The organism is Pseudoalteromonas sp. CH_XMU1449-3, assembly GCF_037027245.1.
Taxonomy (GTDB): Bacteria; Pseudomonadota; Gammaproteobacteria; order Enterobacterales; family Alteromonadaceae; genus Pseudoalteromonas; species Pseudoalteromonas shioyasakiensis.
This window is the reverse complement of the sequence record NZ_JAYMDY010000001.1, coordinates 282,461-305,453: the sequence shown is the minus strand read 5'-3', so window position 1 is coordinate 305,453 and position 22,993 is coordinate 282,461. Positions and strand designations below refer to the sequence as shown.

General features: G+C 42.4%; 17 protein-coding genes. 11 read left to right on the top strand and 6 right to left on the bottom strand.

Translation table 11 applies throughout. The features are described from left to right. The first annotated feature begins 27 nt into the window (after positions 1–27). The gene (locus WA256_RS01345) at positions 28–1,956 is read left to right on the top strand and encodes a phytase (protein WP_063527390.1); all 1,929 of its coding nucleotides are present in this window, start codon (positions 28–30) and stop codon (positions 1,954–1,956) included. A gap of 58 nt (positions 1,957–2,014) precedes the next feature. Here WA256_RS01345 and WA256_RS01340 read toward each other — a convergent pair whose 3' ends face one another. The 3 genes from WA256_RS01340 to WA256_RS01330 all read right to left on the bottom strand — a co-directional run bounded on the left by WA256_RS01340 (position 2,015) and on the right by WA256_RS01330 (position 5,235). Then, positions 2,015–3,601 carry an L-lactate permease gene (locus tag WA256_RS01340; protein ID WP_063527389.1) on the bottom strand — a complete coding sequence of 529 codons (1,587 nt, stop codon included), beginning with the start codon at positions 3,599–3,601 and terminating at the stop codon, positions 2,015–2,017. An 81-nt stretch (positions 3,602–3,682) separates the two neighbouring features. Further along, positions 3,683–4,267, bottom strand: coding sequence for a YqaA family protein (locus WA256_RS01335; RefSeq protein WP_055021262.1), 585 nt, complete (start codon positions 4,265–4,267; stop codon positions 3,683–3,685). 59 nt (positions 4,268–4,326) lie between these two features. Beyond that, on the bottom strand, positions 4,327–5,235 hold the full coding sequence (locus tag WA256_RS01330; protein ID WP_335988461.1) for a GGDEF domain-containing protein: 909 nt from the start codon (positions 5,233–5,235) through the stop codon (positions 4,327–4,329). A 236-nt stretch (positions 5,236–5,471) separates the two neighbouring features. On the opposite strand from WA256_RS01330, the gene WA256_RS01325 reads away from it, so the two are divergent. Continuing rightward, positions 5,472–6,704: a TMEM143 family protein gene (locus WA256_RS01325; RefSeq protein ID WP_335988458.1), complete on the top strand. Its 1,233-nt coding sequence runs from the start codon at positions 5,472–5,474 to the stop codon at positions 6,702–6,704. A 142-nt stretch (positions 6,705–6,846) separates the two neighbouring features. Next, positions 6,847–8,886: a S9 family peptidase gene (locus WA256_RS01320; protein WP_335988456.1), complete on the top strand. Its 2,040-nt coding sequence runs from the start codon at positions 6,847–6,849 to the stop codon at positions 8,884–8,886. Positions 8,887–8,919: 33 nt separating this feature from the next. Here the strand turns inward: WA256_RS01320 and WA256_RS01315 are convergent, their stop codons facing one another. Next, positions 8,920–10,050: an ROK family transcriptional regulator gene (locus WA256_RS01315; protein ID WP_335988453.1), complete on the bottom strand. Its 1,131-nt coding sequence runs from the start codon at positions 10,048–10,050 to the stop codon at positions 8,920–8,922. A 155-nt stretch (positions 10,051–10,205) separates the two neighbouring features. Between WA256_RS01315 and fucP the strand changes: the two genes are divergently transcribed. The 8 genes from fucP (at position 10,206) to WA256_RS01275 (ending at position 19,867) form a co-directional block, all read left to right on the top strand. Next, positions 10,206–11,495 (top strand): L-fucose:H+ symporter permease, encoded by a 1,290-nt coding sequence (gene fucP / locus WA256_RS01310; RefSeq protein ID WP_063529513.1) that lies wholly within the window; start codon positions 10,206–10,208, stop codon positions 11,493–11,495. An 80-nt stretch (positions 11,496–11,575) separates the two neighbouring features. Then, entirely contained in the window at positions 11,576–11,926 is a 351-nt protein-coding gene (locus WA256_RS01305; protein WP_054561182.1) for a hypothetical protein, read from the top strand. After that, positions 11,926–12,306, top strand: coding sequence for a hypothetical protein (locus tag WA256_RS01300; RefSeq protein ID WP_054560682.1), 381 nt, complete (start codon positions 11,926–11,928; stop codon positions 12,304–12,306). Before WA256_RS01305 ends, WA256_RS01300 begins: the two co-directional genes overlap by 1 nt. Positions 12,307–12,390: 84 nt before the next feature. Next, positions 12,391–13,146: a substrate-binding periplasmic protein gene (locus WA256_RS01295; protein WP_062565053.1), complete on the top strand. Its 756-nt coding sequence runs from the start codon at positions 12,391–12,393 to the stop codon at positions 13,144–13,146. A 2-nt stretch (positions 13,147–13,148) separates the two neighbouring features. Next, positions 13,149–15,365, top strand: coding sequence for a tetratricopeptide repeat protein (locus WA256_RS01290; protein WP_304637444.1), 2,217 nt, complete (start codon positions 13,149–13,151; stop codon positions 15,363–15,365). A gap of 149 nt (positions 15,366–15,514) precedes the next feature. Further along, complete coding sequence (locus tag WA256_RS01285) at positions 15,515–17,398, top strand: acetate--CoA ligase (protein ID WP_062565051.1); 1,884 nt, start codon at positions 15,515–15,517, stop codon at positions 17,396–17,398. 112 nt (positions 17,399–17,510) lie between these two features. Continuing rightward, positions 17,511–19,178 (top strand): asparagine synthase-related protein, encoded by a 1,668-nt coding sequence (locus tag WA256_RS01280; RefSeq protein ID WP_335988445.1) that lies wholly within the window; start codon positions 17,511–17,513, stop codon positions 19,176–19,178. Between the two features lie 119 nt (positions 19,179–19,297). After that, positions 19,298–19,867 carry a DUF2799 domain-containing protein gene (locus tag WA256_RS01275; RefSeq protein WP_335988443.1) on the top strand — a complete coding sequence of 190 codons (570 nt, stop codon included), beginning with the start codon at positions 19,298–19,300 and terminating at the stop codon, positions 19,865–19,867. On the opposite strand, the gene WA256_RS01270 is transcribed toward WA256_RS01275, so the two are convergent. Together WA256_RS01270 and WA256_RS01265 are read right to left on the bottom strand one after the other, a co-directional pair. Then, on the bottom strand, positions 19,853–21,535 hold the full coding sequence (locus WA256_RS01270) for a sensor domain-containing diguanylate cyclase (RefSeq protein ID WP_335988441.1): 1,683 nt from the start codon (positions 21,533–21,535) through the stop codon (positions 19,853–19,855). The genes WA256_RS01275 and WA256_RS01270 overlap by 15 nt on opposite strands. 115 nt (positions 21,536–21,650) lie before the next feature. Next, positions 21,651–22,964, bottom strand: coding sequence for a DASH family cryptochrome (locus tag WA256_RS01265; protein WP_130166923.1), 1,314 nt, complete (start codon positions 22,962–22,964; stop codon positions 21,651–21,653). Positions 22,965–22,993 lie beyond the last annotated feature (29 nt).

Below are 22,993 nucleotides of genomic sequence, written 5' to 3'. Positions count from 1 at the left end.
CTGCCTTGTTGTATATTTGGGGATCCCATGAATTTAAAAAAACCACTTAATCTTGTTGCCAGTGCAGTAATGCTAAGCACCCTAGCTGCGTGTAGCCAAACAACGGCAACCGAGGCACCAAGTAAAAACCAATTAACAGCTTTTGGCACAACTGAAAATATGCAAGGCTCACAAGCAGCAGCCCTTGCTGATGACGCTTGGCTATTAAGCTCACAAAGCCAAGGTCTACAACTTATTGATGCCACAGGTAAACAGCACGGATTACAAAAAGGTAACTTCGAAGCGCTGTCTGTTAAGGCAATCAGCAAAAACAGTTACCTTGTTGCTAGCATCGACAACGAAGCTGACCAAGCGGTGATTTTTAGCTTACAAAAAGCAGCTAAATGGCAGCTAACTGAAATTAGCCGTATCAGCCCACCAAAAGCAAAACCTGAGGCGGTGTGTTTATTTGCTAACCCGACAACTCAAGCAGTATCGGCATTTGTGGCAGACGCTCGTGGTCTTATCCGCGAAACACTGGTGTTTGATATGGCAAACAAACGCGCATTAAACCTTGAATTACGTGAGTTTGCTGGCGTAAGTGAAACATCAGGCTGTGCGGTTGATGATAACAGTAAAACTCTTTATTTAAGTGAAGGCGAGCTAGGCATTTGGCAAATTAACGCAGATGCTGAATCGCGCGCCGATAAAAAGCCCGTGGCTTTGATGTCGCCATTTGGCAGCTTAGCGCCTGAAGTTGGCGGTTTAAGCACTACAGATGATGGTAGCTTATGGTTCACCACCTCTGAAGATAACCAATTACATCGCTACGAAAAGAGTACTAAACGTTTTAGCAGCTGGCAATTTGCTGGTGAACTGGCGATTGAATCTGCCGCAGTGCGCTTTAACAATAAACAAGCTGATATCGTGTTATACGATGACGAATCAGGTCATTATGTAAAAGGTCAAATAGATGGGCAGGCTAAACAACATAATAGCGCTAAAACAGCGGCTGTTACTTACATCAATGCACAAGCGCAAACCGATGCAGTACGTGCTTTTGGTGATGCCGCCGATGACCCTGCTATTTGGGTAAACCCTAAAAATGCAGCAAAAAGCCTGATCTTAGGTACCGATAAACGCCGTGGTTTAATGGTGTATGACCTTGCAGGCAAAGAGCTACAAGCGCTAGAAACAGGCCGTTTAAATAATGTTGATGTGCGCCAACATGCAAGTATCAACAACGCAACAAATACCTGGATTGCAGGTAGTAACCGTACTCACAACAGCATCAGTGTTTATACCGTCGATACTCACAATCAGGTGCAACATCTTGCTGAGCTGCCAACGACTCTAAAAGAAATTTACGGTATGTGTATGTACTCATCAAACACAGGCAACTATGTGTTTATGAATGACAAATCAGGCCTATTTCAGCAATACAAACTAACTGGTAATAATGAGAGCGTATCAGCACAACTAGTGCGCGAGTTTAGTGTTCCAAGCCAACCTGAAGGGTGCAGTGCAGATGATAAAACCGCACAGCTATTTTTAGGTGAAGAAGACGAAGGTATTTGGTTTATTGGCGCTGAGCCAACAGCAGGAAATAAACCTGTAATGCTGCAAACTGTGAACGATATGTTGGTTGATGATGTAGAAGGCATGGAAATCTACCACGCAAAAGATGCCCGCTATTTAGTGGTTTCTAGCCAAGGTGATTACAGCTATGTGCTTTATAAAATTATTGATGGCAATACCCCTAGCCTAGAGTTTGCGGGTAAATTTGCAATCAGCAATAACCTAGAGTTAGCAATAGATGGCGTATCAGAAACTGATGGCCTAACGGTAACACCGGCTGCGTTACCGGGCTACCCTGAAGGGGTGCTAATTGTGCAAGATGGTTACAACCGTATGCCACAGGCACCGCAAAACTTTAAGATTATTGACTGGCGCGAAGTAAAAAAAGCTATTCAATAAATTACTCCGTAAGGGTGCTCGGTTTATCTAGGCACCTTTTTTATCTGAACATGTTTAATCAGTAAAATAGATAACTAAAACACCCAACTATTGCACCGTAAATTAGCATAGGCAAAAAGGTTTTCTTAAGCACTGGCCCTTCTTGATTATTCACTCCAACAATACTGGCTACAGCAATAATATTGCTAATGCAGATCATATTCCCCATCGCCGCCCCCGTTGATTGCAACGCAAGCACTAAGGTTTCTGACAAACCCACTTGCTGTGCAATACCATATTGAATACCGCCAAAGGTAAGATTAGACACCGTTGCCGAACCTGAAAAGAAAGTGCCGAGAGCTCCCAAATACGAAGCAAATAACACCCAGTGCTCCCCGCTTAAATCAGCAAAGGTACTCGCCATATAAAATATGGGCGCATTATGGCCACCTTGCATTAAAACATTCACCATCACCAGCGCCCCGATCAAAGCAATACATGGCATAGCAATACGGCCTAAGGTGTCGGAGCACATTTGCTTTACTTGTGACTTGCTCATTTTAAGTAACGGAACGCAGATCAGCACCACTAATACAAACGGGATCAACGCTGGTACAAACAAGGTTTTATATGACCACCCCACTGAGGTGCCAAATATCTCATGTAAAGATAAGATCAGCGCTTTGCTTAATTCAAACTGTGCAAAGCCCAAATTAATACTCACCCAGAGCGTTTCGTCGTTTAGCAATGCTTTAATACCCAACTGATGAATACGGGTTATGACCAGCACAACAATCAAAAGTAATAACGGGAATAATGCTAAAAATAGCGCTTTGGGTGTGAGCTCAGCTTTGCCTTTCGTGCTTTGTGCATTTACAGCTGAGTTATCTAACCCCACTCCCTTATCCGCCAAAAAGATAGTGACTAATAGACCCACTGCACCACCTATCAACGATGGAAATTCATAGTTCCACTGGGCAAACAACCAATAAGGTAAGACACATGAAAACACACTTAAATAAATGAATACGCTATTTTGACGCACCTTTTTTAGTGGTAAAACAAGACACAGCGCAATCATAGGAATAAGCAAAGCAGCAACAACATGACAAAACGCCGTCCATCTTGAGATAGCCAGCACTTGCCCGTCATCTAAGTTTAGCGCCGAAAAGCCAAACCATGTTGGTGTGCCAACTGCACCAAAAGATACGGGGATCGAGTTTAAAATAAGAGTGAAAATAATCACTTTAAAAGGCGAGAAACCAAGCCCGACCAAAATAGGCGCCGCGATGGCCGCAGGCGTGCCAAAGCCCGATGCGCCTTCGAGCATAAATGCAAACGCCCAACCAATGATCATCAACTGCGCAACTTGATTACTGCTAATTGATTCAAGCCAATGTTTTATCGTAGTTTCGGCCCCAGATATTGCCAACATGCGGTTAAGTAAAATAGCCCCTGCAATAATCGAAATGGGCGTCATAACAGACAACACACCAGCAAACGAATTAGCAAGCAACAGCCTTAAATCAGCTTGAAAGAAAAACAGTTGCAGTAAAGCAGCGAGTAGCGCTGTTATGGGTAAAGCAATGTAAGAAGCGATGGGGCTGCGTTTTACCATCATCCAGATCAGCACCAAAATAGGCAGTGCAGCCACTAGGGTATTCATGGGTCATCCTGTTGTTTTTATTAAGCGCTTTCCTTAATTCAAAGTATAGACAGGATAACCATAATCAGTATTTTTTATTTGTTAAATGAGTGTACTGAGCCACCAAAGTAACAGTACTAACACCGAAATAGCGACTAAAGCTTTGGTTTTGTGCTTTTGAATAACTCGCTCTGCCTGATTACCCGCGTAATAAACAACGGCAGCAAGGGCAAAGTAGCGGATTGAACGAGCAATAACCGTTGCCAGTAAAAATAGAAAAATTGAATACTTAGTTGCTCCAGCGGCAAGCATGGCAATTTGAAATGGAATAGGCACAATACCGAGCGTCAATACAAACCAAAAGCCTTGTGCCTGCATTTTTTGCTTAACTTGCTCGAACTGCTCAGGGTTTGAGAAGGTATTAATCACCCAGTCCCCCACTACATCAAATAGATAGTAGCCGAGGGCATAACCAAAAATAGCACCAATAATACAACCAATGGTCGCCATTAATGCGATTAACCAAAGCTTTTCGCGGCGGGCTTGCATTAACGGAACAAGCACAGCTTCAAGAGGAATAGGCACTATGGTTGACTCTAAAAATGATGCCACCGTAATCGATTTAAGCATATGTTTAGAGTCGATAAACTGCCGTGTTTTTTGCTTTAACTTTTTAGCAATTGCCATTATTCATCCCTTGGAGTTTTGTTGCGGTATAGGTTACAACAAAAACCCTTAACCGTCCCTTACGGTTTATGAATATAACGGCTACGGCCTTGATTTTTTGCCAAATAAAGCGCTTGGTCGGCACGTTTCATGGTGTTGCTAAATGTCTCTGTGGCACGTTTTATAGCCGAACCCACACTCACGCTGAGCGTTTTACTCGGCGTCACCATCACATTATTAGCAAGGCTGAGCAGTTGCTCACAGGTAGCACGTAACTTTTCAGCGTCGTCAGTGGCAACATACAATGCAAATTCTTCACCGCCTATTCGCGCAAATAGAATGTCATCATTTAATGCTTGATGACACTGATAAACAAAATCTATCAGTACCTGATCACCAACATCATGGCCATATTCATCATTAATCGCTTTAAAGTGGTCGATATCAGCTATCACTAGGCTGTGTGGCTTATCTTGGTTTTGCTGCACATAATGATAAAAATAACGACGGTTATACGCCTTTGTTAATACATCGGTTTTTAGTTCTTCTTCAAGCTGTTCGCGGGTTTTAGCTAAGTCTGTAAGGGCAAGATAAAGACCAAACCCAGTTACTAGCATCCCTAAAGTGCGGGTAATATCTTCGATATAAATGCCAACCCAGATTGGTTGAAATACCAGCTCGTCTAAAAAATCAAAAGTAAGCCCAACGCTCCAAAGGAAAATACCCACACTTAAAAATAAGTAACTGCGCTTAGCAACCACCGAGGTTTGCACAAACGCGAAAATACAAATCAAAATAAGCAAATTGATGGCGTCACTTAGCACGCCATTTAAGTAGACATCGTTTTCGAGCCGATTAAAGTAATACAGATAAGTGATCACTATCAGCAACAAAAAGACAATAAAAGAACTAATAAATAACTGCTTTATTATGAGTGGTACTGAGTTTAACTCGGCCTTTACTTCAGGAGGGGATGCTTGCTTATTCATAACTAATCACGACAACGTACTGCAATGAACTAAACATTAGCAAAGCAAATTTAAAAGTGCATGATAAAGCCGCTTTAAAGGGCAAAAACCAGCGTTTTTACTGGAGTAAAAAGTCTAAAAATAAGCCGTTTTAGTCAGTAAAAAAGTCTAAGTTCATGCTATTTGCCACTAACGGTCGCAATTCTGCTGTTATTTTTTTATCATCGCTGACAATTTAAATGACACAGCAAGAATCAATGAGCGACGCACGATTTATTCCTTTTCGAAAACACGACATCATCAACCTCTGCCAAGCCTATTTAGGTAAATCGCAATCAGGTTCGTTTATGGAGTTTGCTACACTTTTGCAAAGCGTGACTCATTATCAATATCACGAGCTGCTGGAGTCATTAAAAAACAACTATGCACCATTTGACCCAAATAGCGACACCCGCACTCTAACTCCGATTACCGACGAGCAACGTGCCAGTTACCAATCTGCCTTTGCAAAAGACTTTGCCACCGTACTCAATGCTGCCAATTTTGAAACCATTACCAATCAAGACTTGCAAGATGCATTGAATGAAGAGTCTTTATTTAAAGTGCGTTTAGCCGTTGAGTTTGATGATTTTGCAGAAGTGGTCTTTTACCGTCGCGGTGAATCGCAAAAAACTGAGACGCTGCGCAGTTTTTGGGGTCTAAAGAAAAAGCAAATCCAATTTACTAACTATGATCGCGTTGCCATATTCATCCGCTTTAAAGACGAGCAGTACTTTTTAGAAAAAGGCAAAATGCCAGTAGGCTTTGAGCCAAATTCAACCATTGTCAAATTATTTCAGAATGTCCCAAAAGCCGATTTAGAAATGCTGTTTCCGAATAGCGAAGTAAAAATGCGCCCAATAGATAAACTGATTATTGGCTCTTCAGCTCTGATTGGCGGTGCTGTGGTATTGGTAACAAAATTAGGCGCGTCAATTTTACTACTGATTGCTCTGATTGCCTTTTGGGGTGGTTGGCGCAGTGAAGAAGTACATATGAGTCAGCAACACTTTATTACCTTTGCAATCGGCATGGGGGTATTTGGCAGCTTTATTTTTAAAGAATGGAGCAAGTTTAAAAATCGTAAAATTCGCTTTATGAAAGCACTAGCCGACAACTTGTATTTTAAAAACCTAGATAACAATGCAGGTGTTTTCCATACTCTAGTTGATGCAGCTGAAGAAGAAGATGTTAAAGAGGCGCTGCTTGCCTACACCTTTTTACTAAAAAGCGAATCAGCGATGACTGCAGATCAATTAGATAATCAAATTGAGCAATGGTTTAAGGAGCAACATAATTGCCAGCTCGACTTTGAAATTGATGATGCTTTAGACAAACTCGTAAAGCTTGATCTAGTTAATCAGCAAAGTGATCTTTATTCAGCGGTTGATTTAGATGAGGCCAAACAGCGCTTAGATGCGCGTTGGGATGACTATTTTAAGTTTGCCTAAGCCTTTAAAATCAGTTACTAGCGAAGCACATATAGACTTTGAGTCAATTCAACTGGGGTAAGTGCAACTTTATCTCAATGTGCTTGCGCAGCGAATGGTCTGCTTTTAGGATAAAATTTTACGGCTAAAAAAAGACCATTCCATGCAATTAAAAAAAACAATCCTTATTGGAGCAAGTTTGCTGTGCGCAGCAACAACAGCTCAAGTATATGCTAACGACAAATTTGTCTCTGAAGATATTTTTCAGCTTGAATACGCAGGCGACCCACAAATAAGCCCAGACGGTAAAAAAATCGTTTATGTGCGCAGCGGCTACGACATCATGAAAGATGGTAATAAGCGTAGCTTTTGGCTGTACGATATAAAGTCTGGTCAACACACGCCACTGTTTTCTGATGAACATAACTATAGCCAACCTACTTGGTCTCCAGATAGCAAGAAAATTGCCTTTACCAGCAACTCAAGTGGCTCAAATCAGCTTCACGTTTATTGGTTAGCACAAGACAAACAAGCATTATTAACGCAACTACCAAAATCAGTACGTAACTTAACTTGGTCAAATGACTCTGCACAAATTGCCTTCACCATGAGTATTCCTGAAGGTAAATCTGCGTTCGCTAAATCAGTAAAACTGCCGAAAAAACCTAAAGGTGCTGAGTGGTCAAAACCAGTGAGAGTGTTTGAAAAAGCACGCTATCAAGCTGATGGCGCAGGCTTTTTAGAGCCTTCATACCGTCACGTTTTTGTTATTCCTGTTTCGGGTGGCACACCACGCCAATTAACATCGGGTGATTATCAGCACTATGGCCCTCTTGCTTGGGATCCAAGTAACACAAAACTAGCTTTTTCTGCTGATCGCAATGATGAGTGGGAGTACCGCACAACTGAGTCAGACCTATATGAAATCAATGTAAAATCAGGCGAGCTTACGCAACTAACCGATTTACCAGGCCGCGAAAGCAACCCACGTTACGCACAAGACGGTGATGAACTTGCCTTTGTTGCGCGTGACAACGCCCCTGTGCCTTACATTAACTCGACACTATCTATGCTCGATTTAGACGATAAATCAATCAAGCATATTACTGAAAAATTAGACCGCTCAGTGGCTGATTATAAGTGGTCAGGCGATGGTGACTTTGTTATTCAGTACGATGATTTTGGTAAGCGTAAGCTCGCTAAAGTAAACAGCCGTGGTAAGGTCACTGACTTAACTGATACCGTATCGGGCACTTCGATTGGTCGTCCGTATATTAGTGGTAGTTTCAGCATGGCCAATAATGGCGCTATTGCGTACACCACAGGCAGCGAATACCGCCCAGCTGATTTAGGCTACATCTACAGAGGTAAAAGTAAAACGCTAACTTCATTAAACGAAGATGTATTAGGCCATAAGAAGCTTGGTAAAGTGCACGAGCTGAATGTTAAATCGCAGTTCGACGGCCAGGCTATTCAAGGTTGGTATATCACACCACCTGATTTTGATGAAAGCAAACAGTACCCATTAATGGTTGAAATTCACGGCGGCCCACATCTTGCCTATGGCCCAAGCTTTACTGCTGAATTACAACGTTATGCCGCTGAAGGTTACGTGGTTGTGTATGTGAATTACCGTGGTTCAACAAGTTACGGTAAAGACTTTGCACTACTGCTAGATGGTAAATACAGCTCTGAAGAAGACTTTGCCGATCACAACTCAGCAGTTGATGCCATGATTGCTAAAGGCTTTATCGACAAAGATAACCTATTTATTGCTGGTGGTTCAGCAGGTGGTATTGCAACGGCTTATGCTGTTGGTTTAACAAACCGCTTCAACGCTGCGGCAATTACCAAGCCTGTGATCAACTGGTTAAGTAAAACTCTTTCAGCTGACAGCTATATTGGTCAAATTCGTAACCAGTTCCCTGGCATGCCTTGGGATAATGTGGAGCACTACTGGAAACGTTCGCCGCTTTCATTAGTGGGTAACGTAACCACGCCATCATTGATCATGACAGGTGAAGAAGACCGCCGTACGCCTATTTCAGAATCAGAGCAGTTCTATCAAGCATTAAAACTGCAAAAGGTAGATACCGTGCTTATTCGTGTGCCGGGCTCACCACATGGTATTGCGGGTCGTCCATCACGTATGATTTCGAAAATTGAATACACGCTTGCGTGGTTCAAACAATATCAGAAGTAATGAATTAAGCAGGAGTGAGCAGCTCACTCCTGCTTAAAAATAATGATGACTAAGCGCAAGTTGAGCAGACCCTATCGACTGCGCTTTTTCCCCGCACACGCCTAAACTAACTTCACAGCTACGTAGTCCACGACTATCTAAACGTGCAGATGCTGCAATTGATAACTGCTTGAGCTGTTCAAGCGCTTTACTCGGTAACGGCGAATCAATAATCACAGCTTGCATATCTAATAGACTCAAACTGTTATGCATGGCAATACTGATAGCCTCAGCAGCTTTTTCAAGCCAAGGCTGAACTAGCAATTTATGCTCTTTAAACTGACTGTCAGTTAGCTCATACACTGAAATGCCAAGTTGCTGCTTATCAAACTCGCTTTGCAATGATAGTAATGAACATTGACTAAGTAACTGCTCCCGATCAGCGTTTAGCATTGAGCCTATAGCACCGGCATTACCACTTTTACCTTCGAGAAGTTGGTGGTTAATCACCACAGCCCCACCTAAAAAAGCCCCCAAATAAACATACAAAAAATCGCTGTAGTTATTAGGGTTACCAAGGCTTAGTTCTGCACAGCAGGCAGCGTTATTATCGTTACTAATATAAACCGGTAAATTAAACTGACTTTCTAAGTAACCTTTTAAGTCGAAATTTTGCCATTGGCTAAGGGTATTTGTTGCAGTATCTGAAGCGGCTTGCCATTGCCAAATATCAAACGGCATAGCGACACCAAGCCCACACACATGTGAGCGCAGTTCAGGTTCTAATTGACTGATTAATTGTGGGATATGTGTTTCTAAGAATGATTTAAGCTCATCAACCGATGCTTCATTCACCTCAACAGATACCGATGCTCTTTGCGTGCTTTGTAAGTCAACGAGTATCAGGTCGAAGCGTCGTCGCCCGATTTTCAAACCAAAACTAAATGCGCCATCTGGATTGAGCCTAAACGGCACACTTGGCTGCCCTACTCGTCCTTTTACAGGTGCATCACGAAGCAATAGCTTATCTTCTTCGAGCTTGTTGATATTTACTGTTGCAGCCTGAGCAGACAAGGCTAACGCTTTTGCTATTTGCGCTTTAGGCATGCTTTGCTGTTGCCTAATTAAACTTAAGATTGCGCGCTCGTTCTTGCTTCTTGGTGCTCGCGATAAACTGCTCTTCATAACATCCTTCTTGATACCAGCTTGATAAGCGGCCTATTAGACCTTTTTGGCGTACTATCTACCAGTCAAAATAATAAATCAACTAGGTTGATTTATTATTTATAGTCGTGAATACTGTCGGCCACAACAATATGAACACATTAATCTGGTGAACTATGCAAACACAGCCTGCTATTGTATCGCGCCAAATGCTTTGGCCTTTTATTCTGCTTACAATTTGCTTTGCTGCTTGGGGTACTGCGGCCAATATGACAGACCCATTAGTGAAAGTTTTTAGCAAAACATTTTCGATGAGTGCGTTGCAATCAGCACTGGTGCAGTTTAGTTATTACGGTGCTTATTTTTGCTTAGCTTTACCGGCGGCCATGATCAATAGACGGTTTAATTATAAAACGGGGCTGTTAGTGGGTTTAGCCATGGCCGCAAGTGGTGCCTTATTGTTTTACCCTGCTAGCCAAACCATGCTCTATAGCCACTTTTTACTGGCCTTGTTTATTCTTGCTGGTGGCTTGTCTATTTTAGAGACCTCGGCAAACCCTTATGTCATGCAGTTAGGATACGAGCAAACAGCAACCCGTAGACTTAACCTCGCGCAAGCTTTCAACCCTGTTGGTACTAATATTGGTGTGTTTTTAGCGGCGACGTTGATTTTACCGAACTTAAATCAAGCTGATAGCGCAAGCCGTGCCCTAATGAGTGAAGCGCAACTAAAAACCGTTGTGAGTGCAGAGCTAGATGCTGTGATGGTGCCGTATGTGGGTATGGCCTGTTGCTTAATCTTACTATGGCTATGTATCTTTTTTAGCCGCTCTCCTGCCACAGTAACAAAAGCCGCAGCGCAGCCGCGTAAACTTAAAAAAACCTTTCAACATTTATATCAAAATAAACACTACCGATTTGGTGTGCTGGCACAGTTTTTTAATGTTGGCGCACAAACCTGTGTATGGACCTACACCATTGGTTACACAATGGAAGCACTTAACACTACAGAAGTTACCGGCGGCCAAGTCTTACAATATTCTATGCTGGTGTTTTTAGTATCTCGATTCATTATGACTTGGTTAATGCGCTTTATTAGCGGCGCTAAATTACTGCGTTTTATGGCTTTAGTTGCAGCCGTGCTTTGTTTTATTGTTACCACCCAAGTTAATTTAGTGGGCGTAGTCGCACTTGTCGCTATTTCAAGCTGTCTATCTTTGATGTTTCCAACCATTTACGGCACAGCACTTGAAGGCCTCGGCGAAGATGCAAAAGTGGGTGCGGCAGGTTTAGTAATGGCAATTTTAGGGGGCGCATTTTTACCTCTGATCCAAGCCGCAACTATAGATGCCTTTAACACTGCGGTTTCGTTTGTTGTACCACTTGTTTGCTTTTTAATTGTTGCTTTGTATGGCCACCATACCAAAGTAGCAGCAATACCCGCCAAAGCGCAGTTGCAGGACTAAACGCATCAATGAGATAATGCACCTCGTTTACCTACTTAAGCGAGGTGTATCGTCAATTAATGGCACATATTACATTTTTTATGGTCAAGTTTTTGGCCTTTTCTGTTGGCTGTTTTTCCTGCTTTTTACTTCATGACCAAGCCAATGTTGCCCTTGTGTTATCTGCTGCATTTACCGGTTTAGTTGGCACATTTATTCCTTTTCCTGCTCGTTTTGGTAACCATCCTTATGCAGCCATTTACGCTGGTAGTTTTGCTGGTATGTGCTCATCGAGTTTAATCAACAGCTACTGGGAGCTGAGTTTTATCTCTTTAATTGGTGCCAGCCTTTACGTATTAACTATGAACCTATTTGCAGGTTTTGGTGGTCGTCTTGGTAGCGTTGCTTTTGCCAGTGTGGCGCTTTACATGCTTGCAAAAGGAGTCTTTTAATGGATTTGTTTATTACAATTACCGCTTTACTTGGTGCCTACTCTACTTACTTTTTAGCGCATCATAATCGCTTTGATGGCATTCGCGCCTCAGCCGCCACCAGCATTATTGCATTTGCAATTTTAAGCCTATTCCCTGTTGATGTAGAACTTTACAGCGTGGCGTTTTTTGGGGGGACTTTCATTGGCATGAGCGCACCAAAACGCTTTGGCATTTTTACATTAGCCATTGCTTCAATATTGTTTGCTTTGTTGTTTGAATACCTTGTGCCGCGCTTGCATGGCTATGGCGGTGCATTGGGCTTGAGTGCTTTTCTATCTGTGTGTGTTTGCCATATCGGTATCTTGCTAGGGGCACCCCGCAGTAAAAAAAGCAACTAAATCTGACTTGGCAATTAAAAACCTATACCTTTTCATTAAGATTCTTTAGTATGTTAATTACTTGTTTAAGGATAAAGGATCTTTATGCTGTTTCGCTCATTACTGATTGCTACCATGCTTTGTTTCATCAGTTGTGCAACGGCTGCGAAAACACTGACCTTTATCGCTGAAGATCTACCTCCTTACCATTTTAAAAATCAGCAAGGCGAAGCCGATGGTGCACTTGTTGAAGTAGTAAAAGCCGCCTTAACACACGCAAACATCCCCAGCGAATTCGCAATTATGCCTATGGCGCGGGCTTTTCATGAGCTCGAAAACAATCCAAACATGTTAATGATTTCGCTACTAAAAAACCCAGCTCGTGAGAGTCGCTTTCAGTGGTTAGCACAAACCTATTTTTCGGACGCTTACCTCGTTGACCTTGCGAGCAAAAGCCACAAAATATTTAGTTTAAAGCAAGCTCAGCAGTACCGTGTCGCGACTATTCGAGGCTATTCAAGTGAGCATTACTTGAAGCAAGCCGGATTTAATGAAGATAAAAATTTGGTGCTAGTCAGTCATTACCATCAACTTTGGCAATTGCTTGAAAAAGAGCGCATAGACTTTGTGCTGACCAACACCCTGACTTTGCAAAACGAACTGGCATTATCTGGGGTTGATCCAAGTGACATTCATAAAAGCCTACACTTAGATGACTTTCCTTCAGGTCTTTATTTAGCTGCAAACCTTAATTTAGATAAACAACTCGCAGCGCAATTAAGAAACGCGGTTGAAGCTTTGAAGCAAAGTGGTCAATACCAAGCAATATTACAAAAATGGCAGTTGCCTTTACCTAATTAAAAATGAAAAACACTCCATTATTTTATAAAAGCTTAGCCTTAGCTTGTGCCCTTAGCTGTCTAACGCTAAGCACCTATGCTATTACCCCTAAACAAGCGTTAGAAAAGCTAAACGAAGCCCAGTCACTACGCAATAGTAACCCAAACCAAGCCACTGAAATATTTGAGCAGTTAACTAACGACTCAACTCTCGTCAATGAGCCTAACATCATACAAGAGGCATTCGAATCGCTGGCATTTATGAATGTGAGCAGTGGTGATTATGATCAAGCACTGAGCTATGCAGAGCAGCTACTGGAGTACGGACAAAAGCAAAGTAATCAGGCTATTGCAGTACGAGCGATGCTTATTCAGGGCTACGCACAAGGCAGAAAAAGTAACTTTCTAACAGCAGAGCAGCACTACCGAGATGCATTAGCTATTGCTAAACAGATAAAAGATTCTGTGCTGATTGCCCAGTCTTATGAGCGATTAGCAGCCATTTTACGCTGGCAAGATAAATACATAGCCGCCCTAAATGAGGCACAAAAATCTGTTAATATCTTAAATGAGTTTGATGATGAAAAATCGTATGCATCGGCATTACTAAACTTAGGAATAATCGAAGCCATTATTGGCGATCACAATGCGGCGCTTGCAAGTTTAACTCAATCATTCTCTTTGCATCAAAAGCTTGATGACAAAAAAGGCATAGCCGATTCGCTTTACGAAATTGGCGAAGTTTACCGCCGTATGGGCGACAGTGCTCAATCGTTAAAGCACTTTAAAATGTCCCACGTGTTGGATTTAGAAATTGGCTCAAAAGTCGACATCGGTAACAGTGCCATGAAGGTCGGCTACGCTGCGCTAAAACAAGGCGAACTTGCTACAGCCACAGATTACGCAGAAAAGTCGATTAGCTATTATCAGCAATCATCTTCAAACACAGGGCTATGTCGCTCGTACGATTTAATGGCGTTAATTGCTTTAAAACAAAATAACATAAGTGAAGCGCAAGCCTATATCAACCGCGCTTTGGCAATCGCTACTGACTATAATTTTCGCTCACACTTGGTATCTTTAGGGATCACTCAAACACGTATTTATCAAGCCCTTGATGATCACGCTGAAGCAATTAAAACCGCAGAGCAGGCTTTAAAACAGGCTGATGAGCTGCAAGATGTTGAAGATCAAATTAGTTTAAATAAGTTACTCACTGACTCTTACCTTGCTTTACAACTGTATAAACAAGCATTTGAATCGCAAAACCGCTATCAAACCCTTGAAGATAGTACCGGTAAAAATCAGCACGACTTAACCGTGGCCGCGATGCAAAGCCAAGTAGCTTTTATGCGAAATCAGCAAGAAATCAACCAATTGAGTGCTGAAAAGCAAATTCAAGCGGCTCAACTAAGCGAAAGTGAATGGCAATTCAAAGCGTGGTTACTGGGCTTAAGCTGCGTGATTTTGCTGATATCTGGCTTTGGTTACCGCTCATTTAAAAAGCGTAAGCTTGCCAGTGAACGAGCACAGCTACTCCAAGAAGTCGTTGATAAAAAGAACCGCTTACTAGCCGATGTGTCTCATGAAATTCGCACGCCACTCACAGCACTACAATTGCAAGTTGAAGCATTGCAATACAATATCGCCAAAGACGTAGATGCCTCTTACGATGCCATTAATCGAAAACTTACCGATATCAATGTACTGATCCGTGATATCCATCAACTAGCACAAGCTGACTCCGATAGCCTATATCTGAACCTAAAACCCTATTTACTTGCTGATGTATTATCCGTTTGGCAGCAAGACTTTACTGCTTTTGTAGAAAACAAAGGCTTTGAATTTACTTGTAACATTCACCTTGCTGCTGATATCAAAGTCACATGGGATATCGATAAAATTAAGCAAGTACTGACGAACCTTTTATCAAACAGTACTTTTTATACTGATAAACCCGGCAAAATTAAATTTATAGCAATGGCCTCAGAGCAGAGTATTACTTTTAGTATTGAAGATACCCCACCCGGCGTTACCAATAATCAGTTAGTTGAAATATTCGAACGTTTATACCGCGTTGATAAGTCGCGCAGCCGTCAAACAGGCGGCTCAGGCCTTGGGCTTGCAATTTGTAAAAGCCTGATTGAAACACACAAAGGCACTATTAAAGCTGAGCATAGTGAGCTAGGTGGCGTTAAGATCCTCATTTGCTTACCGCTTATTAGTGAACAACAGGTTTAATTAGCACCACGATTCCCTAAAATCGCCCCTAAACAGGGCGATTTCACGACATTTAGCCCAATTAATGCCGACCAAGGTCGCATATTATTTAATCAAAAAAACACCTACATTTTTTAGGGTCTCTCACTAAAAAGTATAGGAGCCTCACAATGGCGGGCGAATATCAACAACAATATCAACAGTTCCAGCGCGATCCGGGTCAGTTTTGGCTTGAGCAAAGTAAACGAATTCCTTGGTTTAAAGAGCCAAGTGCCCCTTATCAATATGACGATAATGATTTTTACCATTGGTTTGCCGATGGTCAATTAAACACTTGTTACTTAGCCCTCGACCAACATGTCGAAGCAGGCTATGGCGACCAAACTGCACTGATTTACGACTCTCCTGTTACCAATACCAAACAACAATACACTTATGGCGAGTTACAAACTCAAGTTGCTAAATTTGCAGGACTCATGCAATCCCTTGGCGTAAGCAAAGGTGACCGTGTAGTCATTTATATGCCAATGATCCCACAAGCGGTTATTGGTATGCTAGCGTGCGCGCGTCTTGGTGCCATTCACTCCGTTGTATTTGGTGGTTTTGCACCACACGAACTCGCGGTGCGTATTGATGATGCAAAGCCTAAGCTTGTGCTTACTGCGTCTTGCGGGGTCGAAATTAATCATGTGATTGAATATAAACCACTGCTTGATGAAGCACTCGAAACTGCCAAGCATGCTGTTGAACACTGTATTGTATTTCAGCGTGAGCAAGCGATTGCCGAGATGCAAGATGGCCGAGACATCGATTGGCAATCAGCCTCTGATGCAGCAAGTGCAGTCGATGCAGTGCCTGTTGCAGGCGACGACCCGCTTTATATTCTTTACACATCAGGCACCACAGGCACACCTAAAGGGGTGGTTCGAGAAAACGGGGGTCACGCAGTTGCAATGCATTACAGCATGGAAACCGTGTATGGCATGAAACCCGGCGAGGTATTTTGGGCAGCTTCAGATATTGGCTGGGTGGTTGGTCACTCATACATTGTTTATGCACCGCTCATTTATCGCTGTGCCACCGTACTTTACGAAGGCAAACCAATAAGAACCCCAGATGCCAGTGCGTTTTGGCGTGTTGTAGAAGATTATAAAGTCACCGCTTTATTCAGTGCTCCTACTGCGTTTCGCGCAATTAAAAAAGAAGACCCTACCGCTGAGGGCTTTAAACAATACGATACCTCAAGTTTAAAACGCTTATTCTTGGCCGGTGAGCGCCTAGATCCACCCACTTATGAATGGCTAAAAGACAACACCGGCTTGCCTGTACTCGACCACTGGTGGCAAACAGAAACAGGTTGGGCAATTGCGTGTAATCCAATTGGTATTGAACAACTTGCTACTAAGCCGGGTAGTTCAACGGTGCCAACACCGGGATTTGATGTACAAATTCTTGATATGAATGGTGAGCAGTGCGCTGCAAACGAAAGCGGTGCAGTTGTAATTAAACTGCCTTTACCACCGGGCTGTTTACCAACAATTTGGCAAAACAATGAACGCTTTCAAGCGGGCTACTTAAGCGAGTACCCAGGTTATTACCTCTCTGGTGATGGCGGCTATATTGATGACGATGGGTATCTATTTATTATGGGTCGTACCGACGATGTAATTAACGTTGCGGGTCATCGCTTATCAACCGGTGAAATGGAAGAAATTGTAGCAGCCCACCCTGCTGTTGCTGAATGTGCAGTATTTGGTGTTAACGATGCACTCAAAGGGCAATTACCCATGGCGATGATAGTGCTCAAAGACGATTATCTTGGCGATAGCAAAGAAGTTGAGCAACAGTTAGTGCACTCGGTAAGAAATCAAATTGGCGCCATTGCCTGCCTGAAAAACATTTTGCATGTTGAACGCCTCCCAAAAACCCGCTCAGGGAAAATACTCAGAAAGAACTTACGCCAATTGGTCGATGGTGAAGAACTGCAAATTCCATCAACCATTGATGATGCGAGTATATTTGATGAAATCAACCAACAACTTAACAATCGCTGATCTGCGTTTGTAATTTTGTAATGTTACCAAAGGCCTTGTTTAAGGCCTTTATTCGTTTTGGCCTATGGCTTGCAACTTTACATGTAAGTTAGCAAACGAAAAGGTGGTTAACATGGCTGTTATCGCAGGTTATATCCAATTCAATGAATTAGGCAAAACAGAATTTCATTATATTAATCAACTAGCTGATGTATTTAATCGCTATAAAAAAGCAGATGTTCAGCGCTTTGATTGCGATAATGGAGCTATTTTTCACTATGACTTTGATGCTTACCAACAAGCGAGTTGGTTGCAAACTGAGTCGCAAATTGCAACGCTGATTGGTCACCCTTTACTGAGCAGCTCGCGCTGTGATGATTTAAAAACCATGGCCAATACAGCTTCGCTCAACACTTGCTTACAGCAATGTGAAGGGGTATTTAGCTTTTGCCAGTTTAATAGCCAATTAGGCAGCTTAGTACTTGCCACCGACCCACTTGGCTTAAAACCGTTTTACACCTTAAAAACGGCGCAAGGCTTACTGTTTTCAACCAACTTGGGGATATTTAAACAGCTGAGTATTGAGCTTGAAAGCGATGCCGAAGCACTCACAGAGCTTGCTGTGCTTGGTTACCCGCTATTAGATCACACGCCTTACAAAAACATTAAATGCTCATACCCAGGCGAAATATTACGTTTCGATGCCAGCCACGGCGTGGTAAAACAGCGTTACTTTGATTGGGTCGCCCTTGCCAAACAAAACCGAGAGGTGACCGATGCAATTGAAGGCGTTACTCAGGCTTTTCGCAGTGTGGTAACAAAAGCGATGCACACCGATAAAAAAGTGCTGAGCACCTTGTCTGGCGGCCTTGATTCACGGTTAATTAACTGCGAGCTATTACGCCAAGGTGTTGAGCTTAAGTCGTTTAATTTTTCGCAATCAGATAGCCAAGATCTCTACTGCGCAAAACAATATGCTTCGCAAAATGCCCTTAAACTTGAAGTTGTGCAAGTACGCGACACGCAAACGCTCTCTGTTGAGCAGCGCCTTGGCAAATACTGGCGCAAAGCACATCACAATGAATATAAAACCGTTTCAAGACCACAAATTAGTTGGTCTGGTAATGGTGGCAGTGTTGGCTTAGGTGCCGTATTTTATGGCGACGCTATTTATGATGCGGCAAAAGAAAACAATCTTGATAAGCTCATTCAAGCTTATTTAGATCAGCAGTACGCTTATTTGCCAAAGTCAGTGGTACATAATGCGTCTATGCTGCAACAAAAACTAATTGATAACCTAAAACTTAGTTTTAAACCCTTGGCTGAATTACCACTCGAAAAAGCATTCCAATTGTTTTTACTACTCAATGATCAACACCATCATTTGAGCATTCCGAACGAGCAAGTTTGCGAGTTTAAAATGGAGTTCTTCCATCCGTTTTATTCGTGGAAGGTACTACAATATCCTTTAGCTGTCCCTGCTGAATATGTACGTAAACACCGCTTTTATCAGCGCTGGCTAAAAACCAGTTACCCACGAGCTATGCTTGCACCATGGCAAGCCTATCCGGGTCATATGCCTTGCCCTATCAAGGTAAATTACCAATCACAGTGGCAGTTTAACAATAACAATCTGATGCGTTTTGGCGAGCTGTTTAAGCTGTGGTACGAGATCATGCGCTTTGACCGCCATCAATTGATCAAACGCAGTCACTTTACCGCGTTATGCTTATTACAGTTAGCTCACCTAAAAAATGCGCAGCCAAATATTCGCATAGCTCAGCGGTTCTGTCAGTGGTAATTGATAGTCACAATGTCCTCATCTGAGGGCATTATTATGAAATACAAAAACTACTTTCTAAAAAATAATATTACAGGCTAGAATCAAGTCAGTTATTAATAATTTAAGCTGAGACTTTAATGAGAAAATGGACACTTCCTCTACTGCCATTAATCGTATTAGCAGGCTGTACCTCAGTCAGTAAAGATGAATGTTTACAAGCCAATTGGCATAGTATTGGTTATAAACATGGTGCAGATGGCACTGAGTATCGTGATGGCATCGATGCCTTATCACAATGCAGCGAATATGGCGTAAGTGCCGATATTGCTGAATATAAAGTGGGATACGATCAAGGTCTGACAGTGTATTGTGAGCCCGAAAATGGCTTTACTCTTGGTATGCAAGGGGCATCTTACAATGGCGTTTGTAACAGCACAGCGTTTCGTAAAGCATGGCAAGAAGGTAACGACAGATATCAAGTACAGCAAAGACTGATATACATTGATGACCGAATTGACGACATTGACCGCCGCCTAAAAGATATTCGTGCTGAGCTTAACAGCAATCAACTTGATAATGGCCAGCAAAAAGCGCTTTATCGAGAACGAAGAGATTTAGAAAACGAGCGCAAAGACTTACGCAAAGAGCGTGCTTTACTTCCGCTTTTAAATAAATTGCCGAGTGTCGAAATATCAACCGAGTGGTGATGCTTTATGTTTAAGCTTCATCTTGTACATTTGCTCGTCAGCAGTGGCGAGTAACTCTTTGGCATTTTTACCATCCTCTGGGTAAAGCGCGATACCAAAACTAGCACTCACAGGCACTTTGGTTGCGTAGCGCTTTGCTACGCCTTCAACTGCTTTTTGGCAGCGTCCAGCAATGTCTTGGCAAACAGAGAGTTTTGCTAACGTTGGCAACACAATCACAAACTCATCGCCACCAATGCGCGCTAATATGTCTTTATCACGCAGCTGAAGTGAAAGCTGCTCACTGATTTCTAGAAGTAGATTATCGCCCTGCTCGTGACCAAAGGTATCGTTCACCAGTTTAAAGTTATCAAGGTCGACATAAATCAACGAGAACTGGTTACCTTCATTCGCCGCATGATGAGAAAATGAGTGTAACTGAATATCTAAACCACGCCGATTTAACAGCTTAGTCAGTGGATCTTGATTGACTAATTCATCAAGCAGTTGGCGCTTTTCTACTGCCTGCGAAATATCATCAAATGCACCAATGTAATGACTCACTTGGCCATGTTCGTCATACATGGCATCTATGGTTAACAACTCAGGAAAAACTTCACCGGTTTTGCGCTTGTTCCATATTTCACCTTGCCAGCGCCCATTGCGTATTAAACGCTCCCACATCAATTCAAAGAACTCTGTGGGTTGCTGCTTAGCTGAAAGTATAGATGGGTTTTTATCAAGCACTTCTGCCTTACAAAAGCCTGTAATTTGCTCAAAAGCAGGGTTAACATCCACAATTTTAGGCTCAGGGGTGGTGATCAATATACCACGACTTGTTGTGGTAAATACCGCAGTAAGCAGCTGTATTTTTTCGTTGCTTTTAACTTCTTCAGTGACATCTTCTGAATAACCATTCCACTCAACACTGCCATTAGCACGGGCAATAGGTGAGGATTTTCCTTCAACCCAAATCACACCTTTAGTTGGATGATTAACTCTATATACCTCATGCCACTCGCATAATTCGACTCGCGATTTTTCAATGCTTTTTATAACGCGCTTTAAGTCATTTGGATGGATAATATGCATCATTAAATCAGCAGACTTTTTTATATCCTCTGCCGTGCAGCCATAAATGTTGAAGACTTTGGAGCTGGCAAAAGGGAAATATGCGGTGCCATCATTTTCGACCACATACTGATAAACAAACCCCGGTAAGTTATCAGTAAATTTTTGCAACTTAGCATGTAAAAACTCAATTTCACGCTCTTTTAACCACTGTTCAGTAATATCGATATGAACGCCTAACATCCACTGCGGGTTGCCATTTTCATCCCAACTTTGCACTTTGCCTTTATCGAGCACTTTAACCCAGTGCCCTTGTTTATGCTTCATTCGTGCTTCGCAAATATAGCGCTCAGAGTCACCTTTAAAGTGAGCGTTTAATAACTGTTCCGATTTTGACAGGTCGTCAGGGTGAGCAAAGCTGAGCCAAGTTTCAATTGAAACTGGCAATAATTCTTGCAGTGAATAACCGATAATATCGGCCCACTTATCATTAAAAATGGTTTCGCCTGTTTGTACATTCCAAAGCCAGATACCCGCATCCCCACTGTCGAGAATTAGCTGAGCAATGTCTAATCCAAGCTGCGATTTAATCGCATCATACCCTTCACTAAATGCCATAATTAGCCTTGTTAACTAGCTCACCAACAATAAAGGTAAGCCTTTATCATTATTTTAGTTAACAAAATAAAAAAACACTAAAAATCCGTGAAGAATATTGATCTAACGCAGGCTATTACATTTTTGGCCAATCCACCTCATCAACACTGTCGATTGTGCTTACGATGCTTTGATCTCCTTGCCATTTTCGAATGTAACGCGCCAGAGGATCATAAAGGGCTGTTTGCTTATTAATATGAAAATGTCGACCGCCTCTGGGGTCAACACCGACACCCGCAATATATTGCCAATTACCCCAGTTTGCAGCCACGTCGTAATCAATGAGTTGCTGTTCGAAATACGCTGCACCATAGCGCCAATCCAGTTCAAGCTCGTTAACTAAACAACTTGCCGCAATTTGCCGCGAGCGGTTAGAGATATAGCCTGTCGCATTAAGCTCATGCATTATTGCATTTACCAAAGCAAACGGCGTGCGACCTTGGCACCACGCATTAAAGCGCTGGCTATTAAAAGTCGTCAGCGGTGCACTGTGCTTTTGCCCTTTAAACTGGAAGAGTGTTGCGCCAGCCTGCGTTGCATGCCACTTAAAATATTCGCGCCACAGCAATTCAAACTTTATCCAATAGCTCGACTCATTCGCACCGTTTTGTAGCTCATACACTTCAACTTCTCGGTATAGCTGTTTTGCGCTAATTGTGCCACCAGCGAGCCATACACTGAACTTAGTACTGTTACTAAAGCCGTCTAACTCATTGCGTGTTTCTTTATAACTGCTCGGCGCCTGAGATGAAAAGTACGCATTACAATGCTGTTGGGCTGCAACTAAGCCACCTTTAAAACTTCCTGAGTGAACAGGAACATCATCTATAGTTTGCTCAGGGCATAGCTGAACTGGGTGAGGTAAGTAACTAGCAGCTTGTTGTGGCGCTGCTATAAAGGTTGGCTCAGCTTCTACCTTTTTGCGAAAGGCAGTAAAGTTTTTAGGTAGATCATCAAGCTGAAAAGGCAAGTCCGTTGCTTTAAACAAGGTATCTTGTTGATAAGTTTTCACTGTCACTTCTGGGCATAACTCTTTGATTTTATCGAGCTGTTTTTGCTCATAAACGCCAACTTGCTCGGTACAAACCAAAGTTTCAATATCGTACTTTTGTAATCGCTGACTGATTACTTGCTCAGGCTCACCACTTAGCACATGGAGTGTTTGCCCAAGCTTCTCAACAGCTTGTGCAAATGCTGCTAGGCTTTCACGTAAAAAATGGTGTCTATGCGTGCCATACGGTTTTGATTGATAGTTAGTTTGCCTAAACCAGCGCGGCTCAATCACAAACACTAAATCAAGCTCGCCATCAAAATCAGCTAACTCAGATAGAATTTCATTGTCGACTAGGCGTAAATCATTTTGCAGCCAATATAAAACACGCTTTTTCATTATTTACTCTATTAGAAACCTTAAGAAAT

What these genes read in the sequence shown, in the direction of transcription:
- WA256_RS01305 (WP_054561182.1), top strand. Translation starts at nt 11,576, where the DNA reads ATGGTCAAGTTTTTGGCCTTTTCTGTTGGCTGTTTTTCCTGCTTTTTA.
- WA256_RS01270 (WP_335988441.1), bottom strand. Translation starts at nt 21,535, where the DNA reads ATGGCATTTAGTGAAGGGTATGATGCGATTAAATCGCAGCTTGGATTA.
- WA256_RS01280 (WP_335988445.1), top strand. Translation starts at nt 17,511, where the DNA reads ATGGCTGTTATCGCAGGTTATATCCAATTCAATGAATTAGGCAAAACA.
- WA256_RS01330 (WP_335988461.1), bottom strand. Translation starts at nt 5,235, where the DNA reads ATGAATAAGCAAGCATCCCCTCCTGAAGTAAAGGCCGAGTTAAACTCA.
- WA256_RS01315 (WP_335988453.1), bottom strand. Translation starts at nt 10,050, where the DNA reads ATGAAGAGCAGTTTATCGCGAGCACCAAGAAGCAAGAACGAGCGCGCA.
- WA256_RS01325 (WP_335988458.1), top strand. Translation starts at nt 5,472, where the DNA reads ATGAGCGACGCACGATTTATTCCTTTTCGAAAACACGACATCATCAAC.
- WA256_RS01290 (WP_304637444.1), top strand. Translation starts at nt 13,149, where the DNA reads ATGAAAAACACTCCATTATTTTATAAAAGCTTAGCCTTAGCTTGTGCC.
- WA256_RS01265 (WP_130166923.1), bottom strand. Translation starts at nt 22,964, where the DNA reads ATGAAAAAGCGTGTTTTATATTGGCTGCAAAATGATTTACGCCTAGTC.
- WA256_RS01300 (WP_054560682.1), top strand. Translation starts at nt 11,926, where the DNA reads ATGGATTTGTTTATTACAATTACCGCTTTACTTGGTGCCTACTCTACT.
- WA256_RS01345 (WP_063527390.1), top strand. Translation starts at nt 28, where the DNA reads ATGAATTTAAAAAAACCACTTAATCTTGTTGCCAGTGCAGTAATGCTA.
- WA256_RS01295 (WP_062565053.1), top strand. Translation starts at nt 12,391, where the DNA reads ATGCTGTTTCGCTCATTACTGATTGCTACCATGCTTTGTTTCATCAGT.
- WA256_RS01275 (WP_335988443.1), top strand. Translation starts at nt 19,298, where the DNA reads ATGAGAAAATGGACACTTCCTCTACTGCCATTAATCGTATTAGCAGGC.
- WA256_RS01335 (WP_055021262.1), bottom strand. Translation starts at nt 4,267, where the DNA reads ATGGCAATTGCTAAAAAGTTAAAGCAAAAAACACGGCAGTTTATCGAC.
- WA256_RS01320 (WP_335988456.1), top strand. Translation starts at nt 6,847, where the DNA reads ATGCAATTAAAAAAAACAATCCTTATTGGAGCAAGTTTGCTGTGCGCA.
- WA256_RS01340 (WP_063527389.1), bottom strand. Translation starts at nt 3,601, where the DNA reads ATGAATACCCTAGTGGCTGCACTGCCTATTTTGGTGCTGATCTGGATG.
- fucP (WP_063529513.1), top strand. Translation starts at nt 10,206, where the DNA reads ATGCAAACACAGCCTGCTATTGTATCGCGCCAAATGCTTTGGCCTTTT.
- WA256_RS01285 (WP_062565051.1), top strand. Translation starts at nt 15,515, where the DNA reads ATGGCGGGCGAATATCAACAACAATATCAACAGTTCCAGCGCGATCCG.